This window comes from Neobacillus sp. SAB-20_R2A (assembly GCF_049568635.1).
Classification (GTDB): domain Bacteria; phylum Bacillota; class Bacilli; order Bacillales; family Cytobacillaceae; genus Neobacillus; species Neobacillus citreus.
Genome location: NZ_CP145895.1, coordinates 4,261,990 through 4,287,846 on the forward strand (window position 1 = coordinate 4,261,990; position 25,857 = coordinate 4,287,846).

General features: G+C 40.8%; 30 protein-coding genes and 1 riboswitch. Of the genes, 3 read left to right on the forward strand and 27 right to left on the reverse strand.

The window, feature by feature from the left end; translation table 11 throughout:
- Nucleotides 1–136: 136 nt before the first annotated feature.
- A riboswitch (FMN riboswitch) is annotated at nucleotides 137–269 on the reverse strand.
- Between the two features lie 127 nt (nucleotides 270–396).
- From V5M37_RS20815 to V5M37_RS20900, 18 genes are all read right to left on the reverse strand, one after another.
- A complete protein-coding gene (locus tag V5M37_RS20815; protein WP_423798979.1) occupies nucleotides 397–1,146 on the reverse strand; it encodes a peptidoglycan DD-metalloendopeptidase family protein in 750 nt (249 codons plus the stop codon).
- 167 nt (nucleotides 1,147–1,313) lie between these two features.
- Complete coding sequence (locus V5M37_RS20820) at nucleotides 1,314–2,492, reverse strand: negative regulator of sigma-X activity (protein WP_423798980.1); 1,179 nt, start codon at nucleotides 2,490–2,492, stop codon at nucleotides 1,314–1,316.
- Nucleotides 2,467–3,039, reverse strand: a complete 573-nt coding sequence (gene sigX / locus V5M37_RS20825; protein ID WP_423798981.1) for an RNA polymerase sigma factor SigX — start codon at nucleotides 3,037–3,039, stop codon at nucleotides 2,467–2,469. The genes V5M37_RS20820 and sigX overlap by 26 nt, the downstream gene beginning before the upstream one ends.
- A gap of 170 nt (nucleotides 3,040–3,209) precedes the next feature.
- Nucleotides 3,210–4,991, reverse strand: coding sequence for an ATP-binding protein (locus V5M37_RS20830; RefSeq protein WP_423798982.1), 1,782 nt, complete (start codon nucleotides 4,989–4,991; stop codon nucleotides 3,210–3,212).
- The gene (locus tag V5M37_RS20835) at nucleotides 4,988–5,704 is read right to left on the reverse strand and encodes a response regulator transcription factor (RefSeq protein WP_213120323.1); all 717 of its coding nucleotides are present in this window, start codon (nucleotides 5,702–5,704) and stop codon (nucleotides 4,988–4,990) included. Before V5M37_RS20835 ends, V5M37_RS20830 begins: the two co-directional genes overlap by 4 nt.
- A gap of 179 nt (nucleotides 5,705–5,883) precedes the next feature.
- Complete coding sequence (ccsB, locus tag V5M37_RS20840; protein WP_423798983.1) at nucleotides 5,884–7,068, reverse strand: c-type cytochrome biogenesis protein CcsB; 1,185 nt, start codon at nucleotides 7,066–7,068, stop codon at nucleotides 5,884–5,886.
- The gene (gene resB, locus V5M37_RS20845) at nucleotides 7,069–8,688 is read right to left on the reverse strand and encodes a cytochrome c biogenesis protein ResB (RefSeq protein WP_423798984.1); all 1,620 of its coding nucleotides are present in this window, start codon (nucleotides 8,686–8,688) and stop codon (nucleotides 7,069–7,071) included.
- A gap of 22 nt (nucleotides 8,689–8,710) precedes the next feature.
- On the reverse strand, nucleotides 8,711–9,235 hold the full coding sequence (gene resA, locus V5M37_RS20850) for a thiol-disulfide oxidoreductase ResA (protein WP_213144989.1): 525 nt from the start codon (nucleotides 9,233–9,235) through the stop codon (nucleotides 8,711–8,713).
- Between the two features lie 98 nt (nucleotides 9,236–9,333).
- Nucleotides 9,334–10,077, reverse strand: a complete 744-nt coding sequence (gene rluB, locus V5M37_RS20855) for a 23S rRNA pseudouridine(2605) synthase RluB (RefSeq protein ID WP_423798985.1) — start codon at nucleotides 10,075–10,077, stop codon at nucleotides 9,334–9,336.
- 461 nt (nucleotides 10,078–10,538) lie between these two features.
- Complete coding sequence (locus V5M37_RS20860) at nucleotides 10,539–10,661, reverse strand: hypothetical protein (protein WP_423798986.1); 123 nt, start codon at nucleotides 10,659–10,661, stop codon at nucleotides 10,539–10,541.
- 307 nt (nucleotides 10,662–10,968) lie between these two features.
- Nucleotides 10,969–11,505 carry a spore maturation protein gene (locus V5M37_RS20865; protein WP_423798987.1) on the reverse strand — a complete coding sequence of 179 codons (537 nt, stop codon included), beginning with the start codon at nucleotides 11,503–11,505 and terminating at the stop codon, nucleotides 10,969–10,971.
- Between the two features lie 6 nt (nucleotides 11,506–11,511).
- Nucleotides 11,512–12,099, reverse strand: a complete 588-nt coding sequence (locus V5M37_RS20870) for a nucleoside recognition domain-containing protein (RefSeq protein ID WP_213144986.1) — start codon at nucleotides 12,097–12,099, stop codon at nucleotides 11,512–11,514.
- A complete protein-coding gene (locus V5M37_RS20875) occupies nucleotides 12,092–13,237 on the reverse strand; it encodes a D-alanyl-D-alanine carboxypeptidase family protein (protein WP_423798988.1) in 1,146 nt (381 codons plus the stop codon). The genes V5M37_RS20870 and V5M37_RS20875 overlap by 8 nt, the downstream gene beginning before the upstream one ends.
- Nucleotides 13,238–13,329: 92 nt before the next feature.
- A complete protein-coding gene (locus V5M37_RS20880; RefSeq protein ID WP_423798989.1) occupies nucleotides 13,330–14,226 on the reverse strand; it encodes a superoxide dismutase in 897 nt (298 codons plus the stop codon).
- A gap of 111 nt (nucleotides 14,227–14,337) precedes the next feature.
- A complete protein-coding gene (locus V5M37_RS20885; RefSeq protein ID WP_423798990.1) occupies nucleotides 14,338–14,826 on the reverse strand; it encodes a YpuI family protein in 489 nt (162 codons plus the stop codon).
- 17 nt (nucleotides 14,827–14,843) lie between these two features.
- Nucleotides 14,844–15,263 carry a hypothetical protein gene (locus V5M37_RS20890; protein ID WP_423798991.1) on the reverse strand — a complete coding sequence of 140 codons (420 nt, stop codon included), beginning with the start codon at nucleotides 15,261–15,263 and terminating at the stop codon, nucleotides 14,844–14,846.
- A 92-nt stretch (nucleotides 15,264–15,355) separates the two neighbouring features.
- A complete protein-coding gene (gene scpB / locus V5M37_RS20895) occupies nucleotides 15,356–15,943 on the reverse strand; it encodes an SMC-Scp complex subunit ScpB (RefSeq protein ID WP_423798992.1) in 588 nt (195 codons plus the stop codon).
- The gene (locus V5M37_RS20900; RefSeq protein ID WP_423798993.1) at nucleotides 15,930–16,703 is read right to left on the reverse strand and encodes a segregation/condensation protein A; all 774 of its coding nucleotides are present in this window, start codon (nucleotides 16,701–16,703) and stop codon (nucleotides 15,930–15,932) included. Before V5M37_RS20900 ends, scpB begins: the two co-directional genes overlap by 14 nt.
- A 196-nt stretch (nucleotides 16,704–16,899) precedes the next feature.
- Between V5M37_RS20900 and V5M37_RS20905 the strand changes: the two genes are divergently transcribed.
- Together V5M37_RS20905 and V5M37_RS20910 are read left to right on the forward strand one after the other, a co-directional pair.
- A complete protein-coding gene (locus V5M37_RS20905) occupies nucleotides 16,900–17,001 on the forward strand; it encodes a YjcZ family sporulation protein (protein ID WP_213144979.1) in 102 nt (33 codons plus the stop codon).
- Nucleotides 17,002–17,127: 126 nt separating this feature from the next.
- Nucleotides 17,128–17,649: a DUF309 domain-containing protein gene (locus V5M37_RS20910; RefSeq protein WP_423798994.1), complete on the forward strand. Its 522-nt coding sequence runs from the start codon at nucleotides 17,128–17,130 to the stop codon at nucleotides 17,647–17,649.
- A 21-nt stretch (nucleotides 17,650–17,670) separates the two neighbouring features.
- On the opposite strand, the gene V5M37_RS20915 is transcribed toward V5M37_RS20910, so the two are convergent.
- A complete protein-coding gene (locus V5M37_RS20915; RefSeq protein WP_423798995.1) occupies nucleotides 17,671–18,021 on the reverse strand; it encodes a GNAT family N-acetyltransferase in 351 nt (116 codons plus the stop codon).
- 471 nt (nucleotides 18,022–18,492) lie between these two features.
- On the opposite strand from V5M37_RS20915, the gene V5M37_RS20920 reads away from it, so the two are divergent.
- The gene (locus V5M37_RS20920) at nucleotides 18,493–19,359 is read left to right on the forward strand and encodes a DUF1002 domain-containing protein (RefSeq protein ID WP_423802659.1); all 867 of its coding nucleotides are present in this window, start codon (nucleotides 18,493–18,495) and stop codon (nucleotides 19,357–19,359) included.
- A 45-nt stretch (nucleotides 19,360–19,404) separates the two neighbouring features.
- Here V5M37_RS20920 and lysA read toward each other — a convergent pair whose 3' ends face one another.
- The 8 genes from lysA to spoIIAA all read right to left on the reverse strand — a co-directional run bounded on the left by lysA (nucleotide 19,405) and on the right by spoIIAA (nucleotide 25,748).
- Nucleotides 19,405–20,709, reverse strand: a complete 1,305-nt coding sequence (lysA, locus tag V5M37_RS20925; protein WP_423798996.1) for a diaminopimelate decarboxylase — start codon at nucleotides 20,707–20,709, stop codon at nucleotides 19,405–19,407.
- Nucleotides 20,710–20,883: 174 nt separating this feature from the next.
- Complete coding sequence (locus V5M37_RS20930; protein WP_423798997.1) at nucleotides 20,884–22,371, reverse strand: spore germination protein; 1,488 nt, start codon at nucleotides 22,369–22,371, stop codon at nucleotides 20,884–20,886.
- Nucleotides 22,328–22,933, reverse strand: a complete 606-nt coding sequence (locus tag V5M37_RS20935) for a stage V sporulation protein AE (RefSeq protein WP_423798998.1) — start codon at nucleotides 22,931–22,933, stop codon at nucleotides 22,328–22,330. The genes V5M37_RS20930 and V5M37_RS20935 overlap by 44 nt, the downstream gene beginning before the upstream one ends.
- 28 nt (nucleotides 22,934–22,961) lie before the next feature.
- Nucleotides 22,962–23,384, reverse strand: a complete 423-nt coding sequence (locus V5M37_RS20940; protein ID WP_213120304.1) for a stage V sporulation protein AB — start codon at nucleotides 23,382–23,384, stop codon at nucleotides 22,962–22,964.
- Entirely contained in the window at nucleotides 23,374–23,994 is a 621-nt protein-coding gene (locus tag V5M37_RS20945) for a stage V sporulation protein AA (RefSeq protein WP_423798999.1), read from the reverse strand. The genes V5M37_RS20940 and V5M37_RS20945 overlap by 11 nt, the downstream gene beginning before the upstream one ends.
- 190 nt (nucleotides 23,995–24,184) lie before the next feature.
- Nucleotides 24,185–24,943 carry an RNA polymerase sporulation sigma factor SigF gene (gene sigF, locus V5M37_RS20950; RefSeq protein ID WP_213144971.1) on the reverse strand — a complete coding sequence of 253 codons (759 nt, stop codon included), beginning with the start codon at nucleotides 24,941–24,943 and terminating at the stop codon, nucleotides 24,185–24,187.
- Nucleotides 24,944–24,955: 12 nt separating this feature from the next.
- Nucleotides 24,956–25,396 carry an anti-sigma F factor gene (gene spoIIAB, locus V5M37_RS20955; protein ID WP_213144970.1) on the reverse strand — a complete coding sequence of 147 codons (441 nt, stop codon included), beginning with the start codon at nucleotides 25,394–25,396 and terminating at the stop codon, nucleotides 24,956–24,958.
- 1 nt (nucleotide 25,397) lies between these two features.
- A complete protein-coding gene (gene spoIIAA / locus V5M37_RS20960) occupies nucleotides 25,398–25,748 on the reverse strand; it encodes an anti-sigma F factor antagonist (protein WP_213144969.1) in 351 nt (116 codons plus the stop codon).
- Nucleotides 25,749–25,857: the final 109 nt, after the last annotated feature.

Below are 25,857 nucleotides of genomic sequence, written 5' to 3' on the forward strand. Positions count from 1 at the left end.
ATCACGTTAGGAAGAGAGATTCAGCTTTTATAGGTACGCAAAATAAAACTCCCTCAAGATTGAAGCTTGAGGGAGTAATTTTAGGTACGCTTAATAAACATTCGATCCAAGAAAAATTTTCGAATGCTTGCAGAACCTCCATCTTCTCCCATCCAGACTATACTGTCGGCTTTGGAATCACACCAAATCCTGCCCAATTAGGCTCGCGGGCTGAAGAGTTATACTCTAATACCGCCGATCGGGAATTTCACCCTGCCCCGAAGATAGATCGTTATAAAATTATAAGTTTATTATACTGAAAATCAGTCACTTTGTTAAGTTAAAGTTGTTTCCGTTTTTTAAATATTTAGATAAAAAACACCCGCAGCAATAGGCTGCGGGTTAAAAAGTTTTAATTTACTTGACGATTAAGACTTGATTAGGCTTGATTATATCCGTGTTTAGGTTGTTGATTTCCTTTAATCTTGCCACTGTCACATTAAACTTTTGGGCAATGGAGGACAAGTTGTCACCATTTATTACAATATATTGGTTTACAAGCGGCTGCCCGCTGGGTTCAGGAATATTTTGCGGACGGCTGCTTACCTCCAAAACATCCTTGCCACTGGCTGCAATTCCGCCCTGAACCGCTTCACCAACATCGGCATCTCCCAAAAGGAGTTCCGGATTAATGGCAAACTTTTTGTCATATCTCCATTCTAATTGGTGTGATTCAAAATGAAGATGGGTGCCGGTAGCCTGACCGGTCCTTCCCATAGTTCCGATGGCCTCCCCTCGCTTAACCATTTGACCTGGCACAACGGCCCGTTTGCTTAAGTGGGCATAAACCGTAACGAAATTGCTTGGGTGCTTGATAAATACAACCTGACCATATGTATTGGAATAATAAGACTTGATCACAGCCCCATCTTCAACTGTCAAGACCGGGGTGCCATATTTTCCGGCGATATCGATTCCTTTATGCTTACCCTGTCTTGTCCCATATGTATCAGAAATAACACCATCCGCCGGCCAAATCCATCTCTCCTTCTCCGTTTTCGCCTCAGGCAATCCTGCAGCTTCCGAGTGTCTCCCTCCGAGAAACAACAAACCTACACAAATCGCCATGATAATGGCAATAAAAAACCTCTTTATATAGTCACGCATTTCACTATTAATCCTCCTTACATCTTGTCCATACCTCACCATATGTTCTTATACTCGAGTTTAGAACATATGGTGAGGCATGGGACGGCCTGACCATATTTGTTATAATTTGGAGTCAATTGCTATTTTATGCATAAAAAAATCAACCGTTTTGGTTGATTTTTTTATCATTTCTCGATTGTCCGAAGATTTGGGGCCGCTGGCACCTTGATTTCTTTTGTTAAATCAAACGGGCCAATATTTGCTGCGGGAGGATTGCTCACAACCACTTTTTCAAATCCGAATTCTTTTGCCGTTAAAAGGATGGCCTCCATCGACCAGACTGCCAACCGTTCATCTTCTAAACTGGCATCTTTCGCAAAAGTGATGGTTAACGTGTTATCATTTGCTGTTACATCCTGAATTGCCAAATTTGGCAACAAAGATCTTTGTAATTGATATTCCTCTACCACTGACTTCATCGCATCAATTGCAGCCTTAATATCCTTATATGATTCAGGTGTTGGCACCAAGAACGGAACATCACTGCCATTAGGATAGTAAAAGAGGTAGGCATGTTTTTTCACATCAGTGATGGTCAATTTTTCTAAAAAGTCATTGCTTAGTTCGATTCCAGGTTCGCCGTTTGTGGTGAACTTAATCGTTTTGACGCTGCTATTGGAAGAAATATCATTTTTTAACGCACCGAGAAAGATTTGTTCCGTTGCACTGCCTTGGCGGTATGGATGGTCTGAAGGTACATCGACAATAACAGTTTCATTAGCATTATCATAATGCAATGTTGCCTTGAGCGGATAAAATTCACTTAGGCCCCATTCCGATTCATTTAGGTTTGCCATATGTTCATTATATAGGGTAAGCCAGTCTTTTCCTTCAGTATTTTTGACTATAGTTGATACTGGTACTAGATTTAGCGCCTGATTATCAGGGATCCAATAGGTCAACACGACGCCGTCTTTAATTTCATCATCATAAACAGCCGTTTTCCCGGCATGATCGTTTTGCCCTTCGGCTTTCTTTAATGTTGAAATTTGACCCGTTTGCGATTCCTGATTGGCCATACCGCCCGCATCGCTATTATCCTTGGCAATTTTCGCTTCTTTTGTTGATTCTTGTTTGGCATTATTGATTGAATAATGATTCGTATCCATAAACTTAGGAGCCAAAATAAAAAATAAAAATAGTGCCGCTGCAGCTGCAATACCCGGCAGGAGCCATGAAACAGTTTTCCGTTTTTTACGTGAAAGGTTTTGGTAAATGTCACGAGGATGGCGATAGTCTTCTATTTTAGGCATTTGTTTTAACAAATCTATGAGCTCTTTATCGCTCCACTCTGACTTTCTCACTACTTCCCTCCTCCCTTCGGTAAAATGTTTCCATATGCTTCTTTAAAACCTTCAACGAGCGATGCTGGGTCGTTTTGACTTTACTTTCTGTCCATCCTAGAGCATCTGCTGTCTCCGCTATTGATAAATCGTGAATAAATCGTAAGATAACGACGGCCCTTTGGTCCACGGTACAATATTCCAAGCATTTATATACCCATTTAATTTCTTCTCTTTGAACAGCCATTTCCTCAGGGATAGGATGGTCGTCCTTTACCTGATTTGAAGACCAATCAAATTTCTCAAGGATTCTTTCCTTCCAGCCCTTTTGCTTTCGAAAATAATCAATCGCAACATTTCTCGCAATCGAAAAAAGCCAGGTTTTTTCGCTGCTTTTTCCTTCAAAGCGATTATAAGACTTAAACACTCTAATATAAACCTCTTGAACAAGATCCTCCGCCTGCTCTCTGTTTCTAACCATATAAAAAAGAAATTGAAATACATCATGGTGATATTTTTGATAAAGTTCATCGAAAACGGAGTCCAACTTTTTCCCCTCCCCGTTCAAAATATTAGTCGATGTTTATGTATAAAAGGTTACACTTTCTTAAATATAGACTTTTTTGGGATGAAAAGGAAGGTGTTTAATGGAAAAATAAAAAGAGACTGGCGCGAGTAGCCAGCCTCTTAAAAATGTTCCTTGTGAATCAATAGAAATCGGCAAAATCCATGGTCATTTTACGATTTTCGTGGGAGTATGAAGGAAAATGTCGTTCCCTGTTCAACTTTACTTTGAACGGAAATATGTCCCCGGTGGGCATCAATGATATTTTTGGCAATAGCCAGTCCAAGACCTGTTCCTGACCTGCCGCGGGTTCGTGCCTTATCAGCTTTATAAAATCGTTCAAAAACAAACGGTAAATCTTCCTCAGGAATCCCTGTTCCTGAGTCCACAACATCCATTCTGACGCCTTTGTCCTCGGAAGTGACTTTTAAGGTCACAGAACCATCTTTCGGCGTATGCCTGATTGCATTATCAATTAAATTCGTAAGAACCTGTTCAATTCGATCAGGGTCCATTGTAAAGGTTGGTATTTCGTTGTCGATTTCAGCCAGTAATTGAATTCCATTATCTTTGGCTAATCCTTGGAATTTATGAATAATCCGTTTGATAAAAGTAGAGATATTGACCTCTTCCATTGTTAATTGAATATGACCTGCTTCCATTCTTGCCAAATCCAGCAATTCATTGACAAGTCGGCCCATTCTTAGCGATTCATCATAAATGACTTTTGCCATTTCTTTTTTCTCTTCCTGCGTTTCCGCGATATCGTCAACAATCGCTTCGCTGTAGCCCTGAAGCATGGAAATTGGCGTTCTCAGTTCGTGTGAAACATTGGCAATGAAGTCTCTTCTCATTTTCTCCAATTGCCGTTCCTCAGTCATATCCCTTAAGACCGCAACCGCCCCGCGAATAAACCGATTACTGTAAAGAGGGCTTACCAGTATGACCCAATGGCGTCCTTGCAGGGAAATTTCCCCGATCTGCTCTTTTTCTGTATCAACTGCTTTTTGAAAAAGATTCATGACTTGAGAAGGAATGGCTTCCGATCCGGAGATAACCCCTTTCTCATAATACCAATATTGAAGAAAGCGGTCTGCCGGAGGATTTGTGATTAAAATCGTTCCATCCCGGTTGAAGGTAATAACCCCATCAGCCATACTGCTTAGGATGCTTGCCAACTGCTCTTTTTCCTGATTGAGCGCGTTCATGTTAAACTTTAATTGCCGGCCCATTTGATTAAAAGCAGTAGCCAGTTCACCAATTTCATCATGGGTCAAAATAGGGACCTTTGTATCAAATTTCCCTCTTGCCACCTCAAATGCAGCTTCCCGCATTTTCCTTAACGGAGCGGTTATTCTTGTGGACAAAAAGAATGCGAAAATGGTTGTAAGAATAATGGCAACACCAGCCACAAGCAAAATAAATTTGGTTGCTGACCGGGATGTTTCCTGCATAACCCTTAAAGATTGGTAAATGAACACTGCCCCATTGTGATTTCCGGAGAGTTTAAGCGGCACCCCGATGATTGAATAATTGGCGGCAGTGCCAGCGCTATTTTTTTCGGATGAAAGATTAGAGATTTTTTCGACCCGTTTATTTTTGTGTAATACACTTGATAACTCGGGATCGTTCCGTATATCATCAATCGTTAATTTATTTCCTCCCTTTGTGTTTGGAGAATAATAAACTTCATCACCTTTTATAATGACTACTTTGGTGACATCATCAATGATTTCCCACGAGATTTCCAAACCGAGCGGCCATTTATCCGCTGGATGCTCCTCCAATACAGTGGCAATTTTTTCGGCTGTATGGGTCAAATCATTCTTTGTTTCATTAATATTATAGTTTTGAAAAAACTCAAGGAGCATCACTGTTAAAATAAACAGGACAAATGAAACTAATAAAATGATGGTAAACCAAAGCTTACCGACTACACTTCTTAAGAAGGTCATTCATTTACTACCTCAAATTTGTAACCTACTCCCCAAACGGTAACGATCATTCTAGCAGCTTGTTCCGAAACTTTATTTAGTTTTTCGCGAAGACGTTTTACATGTGTATCAACTGTCCTTAGGTCTCCGAAAAACTCATAATGCCATACTTCCTTTAACAGCTGCTCACGGTCAAATACTTTGTCCGGTGCTTTGGCAAGAAAATATAACAGCTCATATTCTTTAGGCGTTAAGCTAACCTCTTTACCATCAGCAGATACCCGGTGGGCATCATTATCTATTGTTAAATGAGGAAATACAATGACATCCTTTGTTGTTGTCTCTGTTTGCAGGAAGGTAGTTTGTGATGATCGTCTTAACAGTGCTTTTACCCTTAGTACTACCTCACGCGGGCTGAATGGTTTAACGATATAGTCATCCGTACCGACTTCAAAGCCCTGTACCCGGTTCACCTCTTCACCCTTTGCCGTTAACATGATAACAGGAGTCGCCTTTTTCTCCCTTAATTCGCGGCAAACCTCAATGCCATCCTTGCCAGGCATCATTAAATCCAAAAGAATGACATCATAATCGTTAGCCAACGCTTTCGCTAATGCTTGATTACCATCCTCTGCTTCATCAATTATAAAATCTTCGCGCTCTAAATACATTTTTAATAATCTGCGAATTCTTTCTTCATCATCTACAACTAAGATTTTAACGTCCTGATCCATTATTAATCCCCCCATGTTGTTTATTTTACAAAATGGTCTCCATTTTTGCTATATGTTGAAAGCTAATAAATCCGATAAAAAGTGTCAATAATTTGACAATGTGAATTAAGATAAATAATTTTTTACTATTATTTGAAAAAAGCCCTCACTTAATCAAAGTGAAGGCTAAATTTTGACAGTTATCCTGCGTAAGAATGAAGTCCGGCTATGATGAGGTTGACGGCGACAAGGTTAAACATGATGATAACAAAGCCGATTACGGCAAGCCAAGCAGACTTCTCTCCATGCCAGCCCTTTGACAGACGAAGATGCATGAAGGCGGCATAAAATAACCAGGTTATTAATGCCCATACTTCCTTAGGGTCCCAGCCCCAGAAACGGGACCAAGCCATTTGTGCCCAAATCATCGCAAAAATCAGTGCTCCCAGTGTAAAAACAGGGAATCCAATTAATACAGAACGATAGCTAATCTCATCAACAAAATCAAGGTTTATATTTTTAACCAGCGGTTTAAGAGCGGCGGAAATTCGCTTTCTAATAATCAGCCTAATAAGTCCGTAAAGGATAATTCCACCGATCAATGACCAAATGACCGTATTTAGTTTTTTTGCATTAACAATAGCTGGCATCTCAACCAATGGTTTAAAGCCATCCTTTGTCAACAGTTCTCCTTCGTGAGGTCCTGTAATGGCAGGCATCGTATATTCGACAACTGCCTCGTTATCATGCTTATCAACCCAATTAAATTTCTCTTGGTACCCCATTCCGGAGAAGATCGAAGAAATGGCTACAAAGCCCAAAACCGTAACTAAAGAAAACATAACCGCCTCGAGCCAAAAGGTTCGTTTACTGGATTTGGTTTGATCAATGGCTTTTACTAAATAGATAAGACCTGCAGCAAAGCTTATTGCCAAAATGGCTTCCCCGATTGCAGCAGTGGTAACATGAATATGCAGCCAATAGCTTTGCAGGGCCGGTATTAATGGAGTAATATCCCTTGGGAACATACTAGCATACGCGATGACCAGGATGGCTACAGGCATTGTAAACAGACCAAGCAGCGTCGTGCGGTATATAAAATAAATCACGATAAACGCGCCGACAAGGGCCATTCCAAAGAATGTCGTAAACTCAAACATATTACTGACCGGTGCATGTCCGGCCGCAATCCATCTGGTAATAAAATAGCCAAGCTGAGAAACAAAGCCCACGATGGTTAAAAATACAGCAATTTTTCCCCACTTATTCGTTTCTTTCTTTTCAGATAAACCTTTTTTCTCCTTGATTGAACCGCCGAAAAACAGCGTCGCTATTAAATATAGAATAAAAGCTACAAACAATAGATTACTGCTTAATGCTGCCAACTATACTACCTCCTTAACCTCTTTGTCCCTTTGAAGCTGATCCTCCGGCATCGTCAATTTAGTGCCTGCTAGAATAGTTTCAAGCTCCCGTTTCATGCCGTACCAATTCTTGTTTGTATGGGCGGCAATCCAGACCTGCCCGTTTTTGCGCTGAACCCAAATACGGCGGTGGTTCCAGTAGGCACCTTGAATAACCCCCATCATGAAAATGATTCCGCCAATAATGAACACCCATAAAGAGGAATCCTTTCTAACAATAAATCCGGAAACATTTTTTGTTTCAATTCCCTTGAAGGCCAGTTTATAGGTATTATCACCAAACGGTTCAATAGTCTGTCTGATGGCTACAAAGCTTGTTTCCCCTTTTGGCTTATCCGGTGTATTCATCCGGAAAATGAAGGCCGGGTTATTTGGTACCCGCGATTTTGTTGATGGTTCCCCGTTATCGTCAAATTCGAAATCCGGGAAATAGTTTAGAAGTTCCACTGAATAGCCATTACCTAAATCGTACTTCTCCTGCGGGTTAGTTAAGTCAACCCTCACCTCGCCAAAGGCTTGATTTGTGCTCTTATTAGTGAGAGTAAATGTCATCGCTTTAAATTCAGTTTTAAAGGAAGATTGAAAGACAGAGTAACCATCAAAGGATAGTGGCTGATTTACTCTAATCTTATATTCCTCTAACTTCTTTAACTTCGGCTTTTCCCCTGGGATTTTCTCTCCCTCCCGCTGATACAGAACGACGTTTGATTGATAGTTCTTCACAACCTCGCCTGCCCGGTTAAGTGCCTTTTCGAAAGTCTTATTGTTTTTATCGTAATGTTCTAATATAAATTGATTATTTTTAATATAATATTGTTCATTCGTTTCCGGAACTAATGCTGTTTCCCCTTCACGAACCCAAAGGTCCTCATTTACATAAAAACCAGGGATAAAGCGCAGCATTCCGCCAAATAAGAAAATTATTAGTCCGATATGGTTTATATATGGACCCCAACGGGAAAAACGATTTTTCTCTGCAAGAATATCGCCATTTTCTTCACGGACATGGTAACGTTTTGCATGCAAATGTTTTTTCACCGTTTCAAGGTCGGTTTGCTCAGCCTCGGAATTTGTGCCAAACACCCGCTGACGTTTGAGAAATCCCTCATGTCTTGTGACCCTTTGTGCTTTTAATGCTTTATACAAAGGAACTACCCTGTCAAGACTGCAAATAACAAGGGAAATGCCAATCATGGCGATTAATAATAAATACCACCATGACCCATACAAATCATGAAAGCCTAGCTGGTAGTACAATTTTCCAAACCAGCCGTATTCCTGCTCGTAATAGACATCCGGCGGCAGATTGATATACATTTCCTGAGGCAGAATCGTGCCCAGAATAGAAGCTATCAGCGTGATAATAATCAGCCAGACGCCAACCTTTACAGAGGAAAAGAAGTTCCATATTTTATCAATGATGGTTTTGTTATAGGTTTGCGAGCGGCGCGCACTGCCCTCATAGCGCATATCAAGAAGTTCTTTCTTGTTGTCTGTTTCATCCAGCACCTTACCGCAGGCCTCACATAACACAGTGCCGTGCGGATTCACATGACCGCATTCACATTTTACATCGTTCATTTAAAAAAACTCCCAACAACCTTTAAGGTTTAATTTTCTCCATAAACTCCCTTACCATTTTTTCCGTCATTTCGCCGGTATGATATTTCACAACTTCCCCGTTTTTATCGATTAGAAATGTTGCTGGCAGCGGGTTAATACCATAAGCCGTCATGACTTCTTTATCGGTATCGATCATAATCGGAAATTCCAGCTTATAATGCTCAGCAAATTGGTTTACTTGCAGCTCGGATTCCTGAATATCAACTGATAAAACTTGAACCCCTTTGTCTTTATATTGTTGGTATTGATTATTGATGTATGGCATCTCTTTCTTGCATGGTGGACACCATGTTCCCCAAAAGTTTAAGAAAACTCCCTGACCGCGGTAATCGGACAAACGATGTTTATTCCCGTCCATATCCGTTAATACAAAATCAGGAGCTTTTTCCCCAACGGCTACCTTTTGTTTCGTATCCTTTGTCAAATTGGCATATAGGCTGTAAGCAACGGCAGCACCGAGAATAAGCAGAATAATCGTTCTCATCACCAATCGCCGTTTTTTCATTCGAATCTCCTCCATTTACTACAGAGCACAGTTAGTCTAAATTATATCATTTATCAATGTACCCACAGTGATTACCACAGAATCTAATTGTGACGATTCTATGAATTTTTTCGCCGCTTCGATACATCCAAAGCAAGTGCCCTTATCTGCTTCACCTCATGGGTAGTTAGTTCTCTAGCTTCTCCAGCCCTTAGCCCTGTTAAGGTTAAAAATCCATAACGTTCCCTCTTTAACTTCAAAACTTCATGGCCGATTGCCTCAAACATTCTCCTTACCTGACGGTTTTTGCCTTCGTGAATAATAATCTCAACGATAGAGGTTTGTTTTTTCTTATCAGTTGACAGCAGCTTCACTTTCGCCGGCGCTGTTTTTCCATCCTCTAAACGGATTCCTTTTTCAAGCTTCTTAAGATTTTCCCTTAAAGGAAGGCCTTTTACTTTAGCGACATAAACCTTTTCGATTTCGTTCTTAGGATGCATTAGTAGATTGGCAAATTCACCATCGTTAGTAAGCAGCAATAACCCAGAAGTATCATAATCCAGGCGCCCTACAGGGAAGATTCTTTCTTTTATAGCCGGAAAGAAATCTGTTACTACCTTTCGGCCTTTTTCATCGCTGACACTCGAAATAACCCCTCTTGGTTTATATAATAGGAAGTAAACAGGCACCTCTTTCTCAAGCGGTACTTCATTTACCTCTACTTTATCGGAGGGTGAAACCTTTACACCTAGCTCGGTGACGACTTTTCCATTTACTTTTACCCTGCCCTCTTTGATCAGTTCTTCCGCTTTCCTTCTAGAAGAAATTCCGGCGCGGGCAATTACTTTCTGCAATCTTTCCATTCTTTCACCTCAAAAAATCTATCCATAGTATAGGGAACAAATATAATTTTGCTATAGTAATAATTCTTATTTTAAAAATGCATTTGTTCTATCCTACTGAATTATGACACAAATTCTCCACTTTTCAAAGCCTAAGCGGCGTGCCAGATAAAATACAAAAAGCAGGCTCTGTTAAGAACCTGCTTAGATTGTCGAGATAGTTTGTTTTTATCGACAATTTCTTACTTTACCAGAATTAAAAACCGATATTTATTGATTGTCCCTGCTAATGGGCCTGTTGATTTCCGCTACGGGCACTCGCTTTCCGCGGGGAGGTCCTGAAGCCTCCTCGGCGCAGGGCGCCTGTGGGGTCTCCAGTGACCTCTATATCCCGCAGGAGTCGAGTGCCCTCCGCTCCAATCAACAGGAGGCAAATCAATTAAAAGTACTGCAACACATTTTTCAACATAGCTAAGTGTGTTTTAATCTTTTTTGTATTTTGGCAGGATGCCAGTAGGGAGAGCCTGTTCACTTACATTTTTAGCTCCGTAACCAGAAGGAGCGAAGTGCCTTGCAGTTTTTTTTGTCTTCAAAGCTTCACTCATTTTTTTCTCTCTATATTTCACCACTTATTTTTTGTTGTGAGTTGAAGTCTTTATTGAATACACCTGTTGATTGGCGCGGAAGGCGCGAAGACTCCTGCGGGAGTACGGGGCTGGGGAGACCCCGCAGGCGCTTCAGCGCCGAGGAGGCTCCCCGGCACGCCCGCGAACCGCTCGCGCCTGGAGCGCCAATCAACAGACCTATTGTTATGCCTTTATATTTATAAAGCGTTGATTAATGAAAAAAATAAAAAGGCTATCGAAAGTTTTTCAACAGCCTAAGAAACATTATACAAGAACCTGCTTTTTGTTATTTTGTTCCGAAAATGAAGGTGATGACGATGATGGATACTATGATGCCGAATACGTCTGCCAAGAGCCCTACTTTTAAGGCATCGCCCATTTTTTTGATGCCGACTGCACCGAAATAAACAGTTAAAACGTAAAAGGTCGTGTCGGTGCTCCCCTGCAATACGGACGCTAGTCTGCCAATGAAGGAATCCGGTCCGTACACAGCGATTAAGTCACTGGTCATACCCAAGGCTGCCGTACCGGAAATGGGACGAATCAATAATAACGGAACGATTTCTGCTGGTACACCCATCATCTTCATAAATGGACGAAACCAATCCATGATGGCATCCAGTGCACCTGATGCCCGGAAAATGGAGATGGCCACCATCATTCCGACTAAAAACGGGATAATCGAAACAGCGATTTTTATCCCTTCCTTACCGCCCTCAACAAAGCTTTCGTAAGTCGGCACCTGTTTAATAGTGCCATAAATCAGGATAAAGCCTATTAATAAGGGTATAAATGTCAAAGATATTAATGAGATAAATTCCATAAATGATCATCCTTTTCGGCTTCTGCGATAATAGAAGTAACGGTCGATGAGAACGGCCCCTATCGCCGAAAGGATGGTGGCAATAATGGTTGGAACAACAATTTCGGTAGGGGATGTTGAATGATAGGTCATTCTGATAGCAATGACGGTGGTCGGGATAATGGTAATGCTCGCCGTATTAATCGCCAAAAATGTGACCATGGACCTTGAAGCCGAGTTTTTTCCGCCATTTAACTTTTTTAGCTCCTCCATTGCTTTGATGCCAAGCGGCGTTGCGGCATTCCCAAGGCCAAACATGTTGGAAATCATATTTGACAGCATATATCCCATCGCTGGATGTTGGACTGGAACGTCCGGAAACAATATCTTTACAAGCGGGCGAAATAATTTAGCCAGTTTTTCAAGAAGTCCTGATTCCTCCGCAATCCGCATCATTCCAAGCCAAAAGACAAGCACGCTGATCAAGCCGATACATAAGGTAACCGCTTCTTTCGCCCCATCAAATACCGCCCTGTTTACATCCTCAATGGTCCCATTAAACAGGGCAAACACAATCCCAATGACGGTCATTCCAACCCAGATATAATTAACCATGCGCGTTCACACCTATTAGTGAAAAAAATATTTTTTTAACACTTTCGAACAGACCCTTCTCCTTTTTCGGCAAGCTTTGATAGTAAATAGGCGATTCCTTTACGGCCCTTCCATCCAAATAAACAATAGCTTTTCCGACTACTCTCTCTTGTTTATTTTCATCATCCCATTTTTTATCAGGCTTGTTTAACTTATACTTAATGCTGAATAAGTCCATCTCTTGGCTGGTTGCCGGGTAAACAATTGATTTCTTTAAGAACAAATGATTTTGAAAATATTTCGGACTTTTGATATCAATTTTCCCTTTTGTTAAGACTTCTGCCATATCATAATCTTTAAATCCGTATTCATACATGGAAATATGATCATCCCAATCATTTGGGTCGTTCAAGGTGACCGCGATTAAATTCATATCACCTTTTGCCGCTGTCGTTACCAGCGTCCGCTTGGCCCGTTTTGTATAGCCTGTCTTACCTCCGGTTGTATATTTATATTTTGTTAATAACCGATTTTTGTTCTTCCATACCCTGTCCCAGCTTTCGGTTGGATTAGGAGCGCGATGCACCTTTGTGCCGGAAATTTTTTGATAGATTTTGTTATGCATCGCATAACGTGTCAAAATGGCCATATCATAGGCAGTTGAATAATGGTTTTCATGGTCATCCAAGCCATGGGGATTTGCAAAATGAGTGTTTAACATGCCGATTTCCTTTGCCTTTTGGTTCATTAAAAAAGCAAAGCCATCGACACTTCCACCGACATATTCGGCGATGGCAACAGCTGTATCATTTCCGGACCGCAGCATTAACCCATAGACCAAATCCTCAAGTTTTATTTTTTCACCCGGCTTCAAGTACACGGATGAGCCCTCTGCACGGACTGCTTGTTCACTTACCTTTACATATTGATCTAGTTTTCCAGATTCGATTGCTAGAATCGCGGTCATAATTTTCGTAATGCTGGCGATTCGTCTTTTCGTAAAAGCATCCTTTTCATAAAGAATGCGGCCGGAATTTTGCTCAATTAGAACCGCACTAGCAGCACTAACATCAAAGGAAGCCTCGGCTCTCTGAGGATGATTAGCGGCAAAAAGTGAGACTATGAGGCAAAAACAGGCTATTTTCAATATACTTCTCATTAGATATACCTCGTCCTCCTCGTTATTTAGTAAATTTTATGCAGGACAAAGTGTGATATGACAAAAAAGAAAGCGGCGGCGCCGCTTCCTTGTCATAGGGGAGACCATTTCGTGTCCACTGTTTTTTCAAATCTCATTTCTACATCGTGCCAGTTTACAACATTCCACCAGTTATTGATGTACTCGGCCCGGTTGTTTTGATATTGAAGATAATAGGCATGCTCCCATACGTCTAAGACAAGCAGTGGGATGGTATCCCACTGTGTCAGCAGCATATGCCGTTCCGTTTGTAAAATTTCCAAATGGTGTGCTCTTGGCGACCAAACCAATAACGCCCAGCCTGACCCTTCAACCTGTTTGGCGGCCTCGGTGAAATGGTTCTTAAAAGCCGTGATGGTTCCGAAATAATTGGTGATTTCCTTTTGCACTAATCCGTACGGGTTACCTCCGCCATTTGGGCTCATGTTTTTCCAAAATATCGAATGAAGATAATGACCGGACCCGTGGAATGCCAGCTCCCTTGACCAATGCTTGACGAGGGAAAAATCGTTTCTTTCCCTTGCTGATTTTAGGTTTAACTCTGCCTTGTTTAATCCCTCAACATATGCACGGTGGTGCTTATCATGGTGAAGCTGCAAGATCTCCTCAGAGATATATGGCTCTAACGCGTTATAAGGATAGGGCAGCTCGGGTAGTTTGTGGCCTCCCGGTGGGATTTGTTTTTCAATTGCCCAAATGGTCCCTATCTCCTGGTCACGTTTTTGGCTAAAATAATTTTCCAATTTACCATGGATTTGTTCAGCTCTTGCCTGAAGACCAATCAGTTCTTCATTGGAAAGCTCTTTTCTTGAACCTTCAATCATATCCGTAAATTCATCAAGTTCATCCCATAATTCAGAGTTTTGGCTGACCCGTTCAGACTGCAGAAAATGCCGCATCTGCTCATTCCATTTAAATAATTCATTTACATACCCGCTAAACCGGCTCATTTTCTCCCCTTCCTTTCCACTGCACGAGTCTCCCTAAAAGGTATGAGGAAATAAGGTCGGTAAGAACAAGAGAAAAGGCTGACCTTTGCAAGGACAGCCTTAAAATATTAATTATTTGGATTGAATCATCTTCGTGCGATAATCTGTTTCATAATATTCCAGTTCTTCTCTTATGCGCTGAAACTCACCTTCCAAGCTTTTAACCAATTGCTGGATTTGCTCGGCTGCAATCCGGTAAAACTTGATGGAATTTTTCCCGGTATAAGCAGAACGGCTGTTTTCAAACCAGGCATCATTTTTTGGTGAGAAGAATTCTTCGATGCATTGATGATAAATCTTATACAATGTTTTCTCAGCAGCAGCTTTTTGAAACGGATCTCCCTGCAAAATAACCGTACATGCTTCGAAACCCTCCTCGCTGTACACAGCAAGCTTTCTTAACGTTGAAAAGATTAATTTATGATAGTTAACGTCTTCCTCATTTTCTAATTGCAATTGTGAAATTGTTGTTTCATTTAAAAAATCCCCAATCGCGGTAATGGTCTTTGCAAGGAAATTTTTGACATCGTGTAATTGTGAATGAACTAATGAATTCCCCATCTTAACCCCTCCTATGTTTAATTAGGCTGCAAGATAAACTCTAGTGGCGAACGCAGCTGATAGCCGTTTTTTTGCTTTAGGCTTGAAAAGATTTCCGGCAATTTTTCGAAATTGATACCTTGAAAATAGGAAGCAAATTCTTGTTTGGAATTAATATAAAGCCGTTTGCGCCCGCGTAAGCCTGGATTTTTCAGTAAACAAACAAGGGCAACAATATCTTTAAAGCTCACCTCAAGTCCATCTTGGGCAAAAATGGGATCTTGCTTAAATGGAGTAAGTTCTTGAAAAATAGAATCAAAATAACGGACATACAAAACATGCAATGTTTTTTCAGTCCCATCTTCCACAAATGTTATCTCACTTCTGTTAAAGAAATCCTCTGAAGTATTGGATTTTTCTTTTTCTAATTCATACCCTTTACATTCTTTAATCAGCAACTTAAATCCCGCTCCTTGTAAATATGCTTAAACCATTGTTGCATAAAAAAATATGGATAGCTTTATTTTATCACATATTCTCTGTGCGGATATTATGAGTTCAATGTTTCTTGAAATTTTTCAAAAAATAAATCGGCTTCCTCCTGAACAAATTCATCCTCCACTTTTTCAGGAAGAGGCGGCAGTTCATTCAAGTTCTTCAACCCAAAATAATCAAGAAACTCTTTGGTAGTACCATACAAAATGGCGCGTCCAGTCCCCTCAGCACGGCCGACTTCTTTGATCAAGGCTTTTGCCATAAGCGTGTTTAACGGCCGTTCCGTTTTGACACCACGGATTTCCTCAATTTCAGCCCTGGTGATTGGCTGTTTATACGCGATAATTGCCAAAGTCTCCAAAGCAGCCTGCGACAATGTCGAGGTGTGTGGAGAATCAACAAGCTTTTTTAAGTAGTCTGCATTGTCTTTCTTTGTGGCAAGCTGAAACGTTCCGGCCAGTTGAACTATCATAATTCCTCGATTTTCATTAGATTCATACTCTTGTTTTAAATTCTCAATAATCTCACTTGCATGAAGATCATCCACTTCTAGGACCTCGGCGATTTGTTTAAGGGAAAGCCCTTCGTCTCCTGCGGCGAACAACAGGCTTTCCAATATACTTGTCCAATTAATGATATCCACCAACATCTGCTCCTTCTATTACTGCTTCAATTAAAATGTCCCCAAAGTTTTCTTGTTGATGGACGTTAACTTCCTTTCTTTTCATCAGTTCTAAAATAGCTAGAAAAGTAACAACGATATGGTCCTTTGCCGGAAAAGGAAATAATTCAGTAAAATTTCTCCTGCCCTTAAGATGCTTTAATTCTTCCATGATCTCGGTCATTCTTGTCTCAATGGAAATTTCCTGCCGAGTAATTTTCGCGGCAAGCGGCCGCTGCAGTTTCTTTCTTCTCATTAGTTTTTGGAACGCAGCCAGCATATCGTAAAGGGAAACATTCATATCTTTTTTCCCAGACTGTACTTCCTTCGTAAAATCGGATAAATCACTTGGCGGTTTGGTGTATATAAGTGATCGCTCTTCTTCCATCGTTTTTAAATCGTGAGCAGCCTCCTTGTACTTTCGGTATTCTATCAATCGCTCAACCAGTTCATCCCTCGGGTCTTCCTCGTAGGCTGTCTCAAGTGGATCAACGTCTTCAAACTCTTCCTCATGCTTAGGAAGAAGCATTTTGCTTTTTATCGCCAGCAGTGTTGCCGCCATTACCAAATATTCACTGGCAACATCCAATTTTAATTCCTTCATGGTATGAATATAGATTAGATATTGTTCCGTTATCTGTGCCACGGGAATATCATAAATATCAATTTCAAGCCTGTTTATTAAATGGAGCAGCAAATCAAGCGGCCCTTCAAATGCATCAATTTTCACCTGATAAGGCATTCATCTCACCAAAATTCTAAAATCATATTATACAAACAACTACTAATAGTATAGAGGATTCAGGATGGTTATCCAATAGAAAAATCAACTGAACACTCTGCCCTTCTGTAAATACTGGTAAGTGCGCCCATAACAATGGACAAATTCATCACATATGATGACATGGAAAGAGAAAAAGTGACGGGAGGTAATAATTATGGCTGATGGAGCAGCAGGCTTCGGACTCGGCGGCGGCTTTGCGTTAATCGTCGTACTGTTCATTTTATTAATTATCATCGGTGCTTCCTGGGTTTGGTAATTAAAAATGATTTTAATAACTAAAGGACCCGTTTCAAACGGGTCTATTGTTTTACAGCCTGGTCATGACCTTCAATTGCCGAATATGTTAAACTGTACATATATAAAGAAACTGGAGGGGAAATGCTTGTACCCAAAAGAATATATCGAATTTTTAAGTCATTTTCATGGCGACAGGGATTATTTTGAGTGCCATGAGATCCTCGAAGACTTTTGGAAAGGGTCTGACCCCGGCAACAAAGAGTCTATTTGGGTAGGGTTTATATTATTGGCAGTATCGGCTTACCACCATCGCCGCAAGAATTTTAACGGTGCACAGAGAACATTGGAAAAGGCGATTACAATCATTTCTGACCAATCTTCCTTACTACCGGATCTGGGTTTGGATGGCCGGATTTTCCTTCAGACCATAAAAGAACAGTTAATAGGTCTGCAAAATCGTGAAGAATATAAAAGCATGAATCTGCCCATAAGCGATCCTGAATTGCTCCAAGCCTGTATGAAATTGTGTGATGAAAAAGGTTTTGACTGGCAAAGGGAAAGTGATTTGGCGGATCTAGAAATCATCCATCGCCACAAATTACGGGACCGGTCAAGTGTCATTGTAGAAAGAAACAACGCGAAATTTAAAAAAGGCAGCGGGGCATGAGGCCGCTGCCTTTTCCTATATTTAGCAAACATCACATTTCTCAATAAAAGAAGCTGTGTTCGCGTTCGAAGTAATATTTTTATCCGGATACATTTCCTTTAAAGCTTTAACCATTCTTTTGCCTACTCCTTGGAAGCGGTGTGAGGGATTAACAGAAACATGTTGAATTTCCAAAGTATTGGTATCCTGATGATAAATCGCCCCAATCAGTCCAATAATATCTTCTTCCTTCCAAAGGAACAGCCTGTGATTCTCTTCTGTTTCGTATTCCTTCATGGTTTGCTGGAGTTTCTTGAGATCTTTTTCAGTTGGCATAAAAGACATTAACCCCATCGCAATTTTTTCGAATGTTTTCTTATAGCGAATTAACATACGTATCCCTCATTATTTTCAATAAACCAATGGTTTGGTTTAACAATAGTGTATTTTTCAAACTGGTTTAATGATTTTCTTTATGCAGTATATGTATTAGAAAATCTTTATGTTCACTAACCATAATCATACCGAATTCGTCATCATTCTTCAATGGAAAATCTCTACTTGCCTGGCGCTATGAACATCCAATAGATAATTCCCCAAATAATTGATATCACAATAAGAATGCCAAATAAAGCCCAGTTATTTCTATTCATACAAATCCCCCATTAACTTACTTACCTGTCCTACATTCTACACCAAAATACAAAAATAATCCATTTCTCCTAAGTCAGACAATTTTTCGTGAATAATTTGAACCTATGAAACTTCTAATTTGTTTTTATCGTTATATAATAATGGAATCGGTTATATTATTAAAGAAGAATCTTTATTATTGTCAAAAGCGTTTTAAAAATCAAGGAGGCTATTATGAAAAAATTATTGATACTCCTCACGGCAGTCTGTTTATTTCTCGTTCCGATCCGCAGTTTTGCAGACATGGCTGAAGGAGATATGATTGTAACATTAGGTGAAAATTTAACTGAAACGCAAAAAAATCAATTGTTGGAGGAAATGGGCGCGCCGAAGGATGTTCAAATTGTGACCGTATCCAATCAAGAAGAGCATCAATATTTAGGGAAATATGTCTCAAAATCATTGATTGGAACGAAGGCAATTTCTTCATCAGCGATTACAATTGCACCAAGCGGCTCTGGCATAAAAGTAAAAACGAAAAACATTAACTGGGTTACAGATGAAATGTATGTCAATGCTTTGATCACGGCTGGCGTGAAGGATGCTGACATCTATATAACCGCTCCTATCTCTGTTTCGGGCACCGCAGCACTGACAGGGATTATTAAGGCGTATGAAATTTCCGCCGATAAAACAATCCCTGAGGAAGTAAAGCAAGCGGCCAATCAGGAAATGGTAGAAACAGCAAAGCTTGGTGACGCCATCGGTGCAGAAAATGCAGCCGCCTTAATCGCAAAAATAAAAGAGGAAATTGCCAAGAACCAGCCGAAAAACGATCAGGAATTACGGGCCATTATCGAGCAAGCGGCGAAAGAACTAAATGTAACTCTTACTGAGGAACAGATTCAAAGGTTGATGGATTTATTTAATAAATTGAAAAGCTTGAATATTGACTGGAATCAGGTTAGTGACCAACTCAACAAAGCAAAAGACCGTATTTCCAAATTCCTGCAATCTGAGGAAGGGCAGGGATTCCTGGAGAAGGTCAAACAATTCTTCATTTGGCTCATTGATGCCATTAAGGCCCTATTCTCATAGTTTTTTTCTATAAATGAAAACTGCCGCTCGCGAGCGGCAGTTTTATTATTTTAATGGTAAATCATATCTTACAAGATCTTCGTATGTTTCTCTTTTCACGACGAGGGTGGCTTTTCCATCTTCGACGAAAACTACTGCCGGACGTGGAATCCGGTTATAGTTGTTGGCCATGGAATAGCCGTAAGCACCAGTACAGAATACGGCTAAAATATCCTCATCCTCTTGCTCCGGCAATGGCAAATCCCAAATCAGCATATCTCCTGATTCACAGCATTTGCCTGCAATCGAGACAGTTTCTGATGCTTGTGCCAGCGGCCTGTTGGCAAAGACCGCCTCGTATTTTGCCTGGTAGAGTGCCGGACGGATATTATCACTCATCCCGCCATCAACCGCCAAATATTTCCTGACACCCGGAACATCTTTGGAAGCTCCGACCTGATAAAGAGTAATCCCGGCATCTCCTACAAGAGAGCGCCCTGGTTCAATCCAAATTTCTGGCATTTTAAGTGAATATTCGCCAGCCAGCTTTTTAACCTCTTTAATGATTTCACTGACATATTGCGACGGTGGAATTGGCTCGTCCTCTTTTGTATAGCGGATTCCAAAACCGCCGCCAAGATTTAAAACTTCTGACTCAAAGCCAATACGTTCCTTCCATTCTGCCAGCTTTTCAACTATTTTTTGTGCTGCTAATATGAATCCGGTTGTTTCGAAGATTTGCGAACCAATGTGACAATGGATCCCCAGCACATTAAAATGGTCAAACGGAATAGCGGTGGTTAATGCCTTTTCCGCTTGGCCGTTTTGCAAGTCAAAGCCAAATTTCGAATCTTCCTGACCAGTCAAAATATAATCGTGGGTATGTGCCTCGATGCCAGGAGTGATCCTCAGCAAAATATTTGTCTTCACCTGTTTCTCCAAACAGATTGCTTTTAATAGTTCCATTTCATAAAAATTATCAACAACAATGCAGCCGATTTTTTGGTCCACTGCCATTTCTAATTCTTCCCTGCTCTTATTATTTCCATGAAAATGAATTTTCTCGGGAGGGAAACCAGCTGTTATGGCTGTATATAATTCACCGCCGGAAACAACGTCCAATGATAGACCTTCTTCCTCCGCAAGCTGCACCATTGCAACGGTCGAAAATGCTTTGCTGGCATATGCAACCTGAGCCCTTACATTTTGTTGTTCAAAGGTTTGTTTAAATCCCCTTGCACGTTCCCTGATTAAAGCAACATCATAAACATACAGGGGAGTTCCAAAGTTTTTCGTAAGCTCGACAGCATCGAGACCGCCAATTTCCAGATGCCCATCCTTATTTACACCTGTTGTACCGTAAAAATACATTCCCTTCCCTCTCTCCGTAACGACTCACTACAGTCTATGTAGACAATGAGTAAAAATAATAAACAAATAGACAGAATCCGCATTAGAACCTGCCTATTTTTATTTCTTTAATCCTTTATTTAATTAAACACTTTAGCATAATTATACACATTCTGCAATTTGTTTTGAAACAACTTACCCATTTGGAGGCTGACGGTAACGGTTTCTCGGATGGACAATGCTTGGCCTAAGCACAGCACCCGGGATGGCCCGCCGGAAGACAATTTGTAAAAATCCTTTTGGTTCGAACGGAAGAAACGGCCATAAATAAGGGGTGTTGAGCGCCCGCATATGAATAAGATAGATAAAAAAGATGGTTGATCCAATAATGAAACCCGGTGCATGGAAAAATGCTACCGCTAACATCAAGATCATTCTGGCGATTTTATTGGCAACACTTAATTCATAGCTTGGGGTCGTGAAGGTCCCGATGCCGGCGACCGCTACATAAAGGATGACCTCAGGCACAAAAAGGCCGACATCAATGGCAATTTGTCCAATTAATACTGCTGCAATTAAGCCCATGGCCGTTGACAACGGTGTTGGTGTATGAATGGCAGCAAGCTTCAAAAATTCTAACCCAAAATCCGCCAAAAACAGTTGGACAATTAATGGAATATTGGTCTGCTCATTTGGACCAATAAAGGCAATTTTCTCCGGCAACAAGGATGGTTCTAAGACCATCAACAGCCAAAATGGAAGTAAAAAAATGGATGATGAAACTCCCAAAAACCGCATCCAACGGACGAAGGTTCCCATTGCAGGTGATTCTCGAAATTCCTCGGCATGCTGGACATGATGAAAATATGTAGTAGGTGTAATAATGACACTTGGTGAGGTGTCACAATAAATAATTACATGCCCCTCTAAGATATGGGCAGCAGCAACATCTGCCCGTTCCGTATATCTGACAATCGGATATGGATTAAATCCTTGTTTTACGATAAATTCCTCTAGAGTTTTATCTGCCATGGGAATTCCGTCAATATCTATCGCATTTAATTCTTTTCTTAGAATATTAAGTAAATCAGGGTCGGCCACATCCTCCAGATAGCCTAAAGCAATGTCTGCTTTTGAGCGCCTGCCTACCTTAATCATTTCAAAGCGGAGCCGTTCGTCACGAATTCTCCGTCTTGTTAAAGCTGTATTTAAAATAATATTTTCAACAAATCCATCACGGGCGCCTCTCACTACCTTTTCCGTATCAGGCTCTTGAGGCGACCGTCCTGGATAACTCCTGACATCAATCGCAAACCCTGTACTTTCACCATCAATGACAATCGCGATTAACCCAGATAAAACCTTATCCACCAATTGGTCAAGCTGGGTAATTTGCTCTACCGATTGGTTTACTAATCTATTTTCAATTAGCTTAAAAAGGTCGGTAGAAAGCTTTTCTCGATTATTGATGCCGACCAGCTCTTTGATCAATTGAATAATGTACATCGTATCGCATAAACCATTTACATAGTAGATTTGGATTTCTTTCTTTAAGATTGTTAATTTCCTGACGCCCAAATCAAAGCTTATCCCTAAGCCGACACTCTGCTTCATGTAGTTTTCCACTTCATTCACTGATTCAGGAATCGGCCAATGTTCCACTTTGGATTGTGTCGTCGTCATAAAATCCACTCCTTTCAAGGATAAGTTCTACAGCTTTTTCTGTTATCGGCGCACCAAGCTTGTAGGAATCGTGTCTCGCCATTTTGCCGATATCCCCTACTCCTACAATTAGCGGTACATTTAATTGATCCAGGCAATAAACGGTATCTCCATTTAGTCTCCCAATTTCCAGTTCAGGTATACCATATTTATCTACTCCATATGGTGTTAATTCCCCGTCCCGATCAATACTTACATCCACCTTTGTCCATTCCTCGTGCCTAGATTTGGCTGCAACAGCAACGACGCCGAGAACATTGATGTCCTCATGTTCCGCCACGTATTTTAAGGCCTTTTCTCCGGCGCCTTCTCCAACAATGCCGCTGTCATCAAACATAACAAGAACCGGGTCGTGGGGTGCTTTCTTAATAAGTTTGACAAGCTCCGGCCCCGACAATTTGGAGGGATTTCCCTTGGACTGTGTAATACAGCGTCCGCCGACCGTCTTGGCAACTTGCTCTAAAGACCTCCTGGTGTGTTCATCGCCATCTGTTACTAAAATAACATTCCGTTTGATGCTCATACTTTGATGTCCTTCCCTTTTAAAGATTTTAATGATGGACAAAGTAAAGCCATTGAAAGATGGAACCAAATATTTTTCCTAAAACAATTGCCATTATTAAAATGACAATCTTCCCATCTAAATGTATTCGCTTAGCAAGGATTGGGAAAACGTTTAAAGCCTCTGTAAGACCTGCAGCCAGCATCCCAACAAAGACACCGCCAAAAAGCCCCAAGGGGATTAAGAAATAAGCGGATATATCCAATACGGGGTCCCTTAAGCTGGCAAAAACTCCCGTTAAGGCCCCGATAACGACTCCCCATTCATACTGATAAATCATTTTCATCGTTTTGGTAAGCTGTGTTAATCTGGGGATCACCCCCAGAACGGTAAGAAATGCAACAAATCCCGAGCCAACGGCCAACCCACTGGCAATTCCCAGAAACATAACAGCAATAATTTTAATCGTCATGAACCCGTTTCATACTTTCTTTATTTTCATGGAGAATCACATAATTATCCAAATCCATCTGATAATTAAACATCTCAACCTCGAGCGGACTTGGTTCATCATTAATTCTCTTCTTGAAGACATGATTGAAAAAGAGAATCATGCCAAGTCCTAAGCCAATTGAATAGGGAATTTGAAATAGCAGCGGTTTTGCTTCCTTCTTACCTGTAATGATTGTGTAGATTTTCTCCTGCACACTTTTCATACTGACATCATCATGAAAATTCATCAGTGTCATGGCCGAACCGAAAAATAAAAGAAACCATATTAAAAGAAAAAAAGGAATCGAAACTCCTTTTTTCTTGGCTACTACTTCAATAATCGTCTGCGCCGGTCCGATTGTTTGGACCTCAACATCCTCAAACCTGGCCGTTATTAACCGAATGACTTTCATGATATCGATCACAACAATATTTCCGTCCTCTTTTTTTAATTGGTAAATCTCCATCGATTGTAAATCATGAAGGACCCCTTCAGTGGCAATCATCTGAGCAGCATCTTTTAATAAAACCTTTCCCTCCGGAGGGACTTGAACACGATTCCGCATGCGAATGTAGATTGTTTTTTCCAAAACATCACTTCCCACACAAAGATTTCTCGTATATGTAGTATGGGTAAAAACTGCCTTTTTATGAAAACAAAAAATGGAATGATTTTTTAAAAATGAAAACTCGCCGATTGGCGAGTCCGATAGGACGGTTCATGAGGCGTAGTTGAATTTATACTTTCCTATTAGCAAAAAAAAAAAAAGACCAAATGGATTAGAGATCCATTCGGTCTTTCATTTGCAAAAGTATCTTTTTTTCTAGTCTTGAAACTTGAACCTGGGAAATTCCCAGTCTTACTGCTACTTCTGATTGGGTTTGGTCCTTATAATAGCGCAAATAGACAATTAGCCGCTCCCTCTCATCAAGCTCGCGGATAGCTTCTTTTAATGCAATTTTATCAAACCATTTGCCGTCGTTCCCATCATCAATTTGATCAAGCAGGGTAATCGGATCCCCATCATTTTCATAGACTGTTTCATGAATAGATGAAGGTGTCCTGCCTGCTTCCTGGGCAAGTATGACGTCCTCAGGTGATATCTCAAGGTATTCTGATATCTCATTAACCGTTGGAATTCTGCCAAGTGTTTTCGACAGCTCATCCTTGGCCTTGCGGATTTTGTTCCCCATCTCCTTCAGCGATCGGCTGACCTTGACCGTACCATCATCACGGATAAACCGCTGGATTTCTCCAATGATCATCGGGACAGCATACGTAGAAAACTTGACATCATAAGATAGGTCAAACTTATCAACTGATTTTAATAGACCGATACAGCCGATTTGAAATAGGTCATCCGGGTCATAGCCTCTATTCAGGAACCTCTGAACAACAGACCAAACAAGCCGCATATTTTTTTCAACGATTAAATCGCGCGCTTCCTGATCCCCGCCCTGGCTTCTTTGAATGAGCTCCTTGACTTCATGATCCTTTAAATACGTTTGATTTTTTTCGTTTTTGACCTCCACATCCATCGGCAAGTCTCCTTAATTGCAAAGCATTTTGCTAGATTTTAAATGCTTTCGTAGTCTAACCTCGGTCCCGCTGCCAGGCTGTGTGAAGACCTCTAACTCATCCATAAAATTTTCCATGATGGTAAAGCCCATGCCGGATCTTTCGAGTTCCGGCTTTGTTGTAAATAATGGCTGACGAGCTTCTTCCACATCTGCTATACCTAATCCATTATCCTTAATGGACAATTCAATGAAACTATCCTCTATTGAAACATGAATATAAACAATTCCATTCGGGTCATTTTCATACCCATGAATAATTGCATTTGTAACTGCCTCTGAAACAACCGTTTTTAGCTCTGTCAGCTCATCCATAGTCGGGTCAAGCTGGGCGATAAAGGCAGCAACCGTTACACGGGCAAAGGATTCATTCTGGCTTAATGCGCTAAACTGAAGAGTCATTTCGTTCTTCATGTTAGGCCACCCCCAATCTCTGCAATGCAAATTCTTCAGTCGGTTCCATTTTGATAATTTTAAACATGCCCGACATATCGAATAATCTTTGGATTGCAGGGGAAATTGCGCAAACGACCATTTCACCGTGCACCTGTTTAATTTGCTTATATCTGCCTAATATAACACCAAGCCCAGAGCTATCCATAAAGGTTAGTTGTGCCAGATTCAAGACAATGTGGCGGATTCCATTGTTTTCAATTACACTTGAGGCCTTTTCGCGAAGCTCATCAGCTGTATGGTGGTCCAATTCACCGCTTAAACGAATCAGCAAAACATCGTGTTTAGTTTCAAGTTCAATGTTAAGACTCACTATCCTTCGTCCTCCTTATTCAGGTATAGTGAGTCAATTCGCCTTTTGTCCATTCATTTCCTTCTCAACATACAAAACTAGTCGATTTTCGCTAAAAGTAGTGATTTCG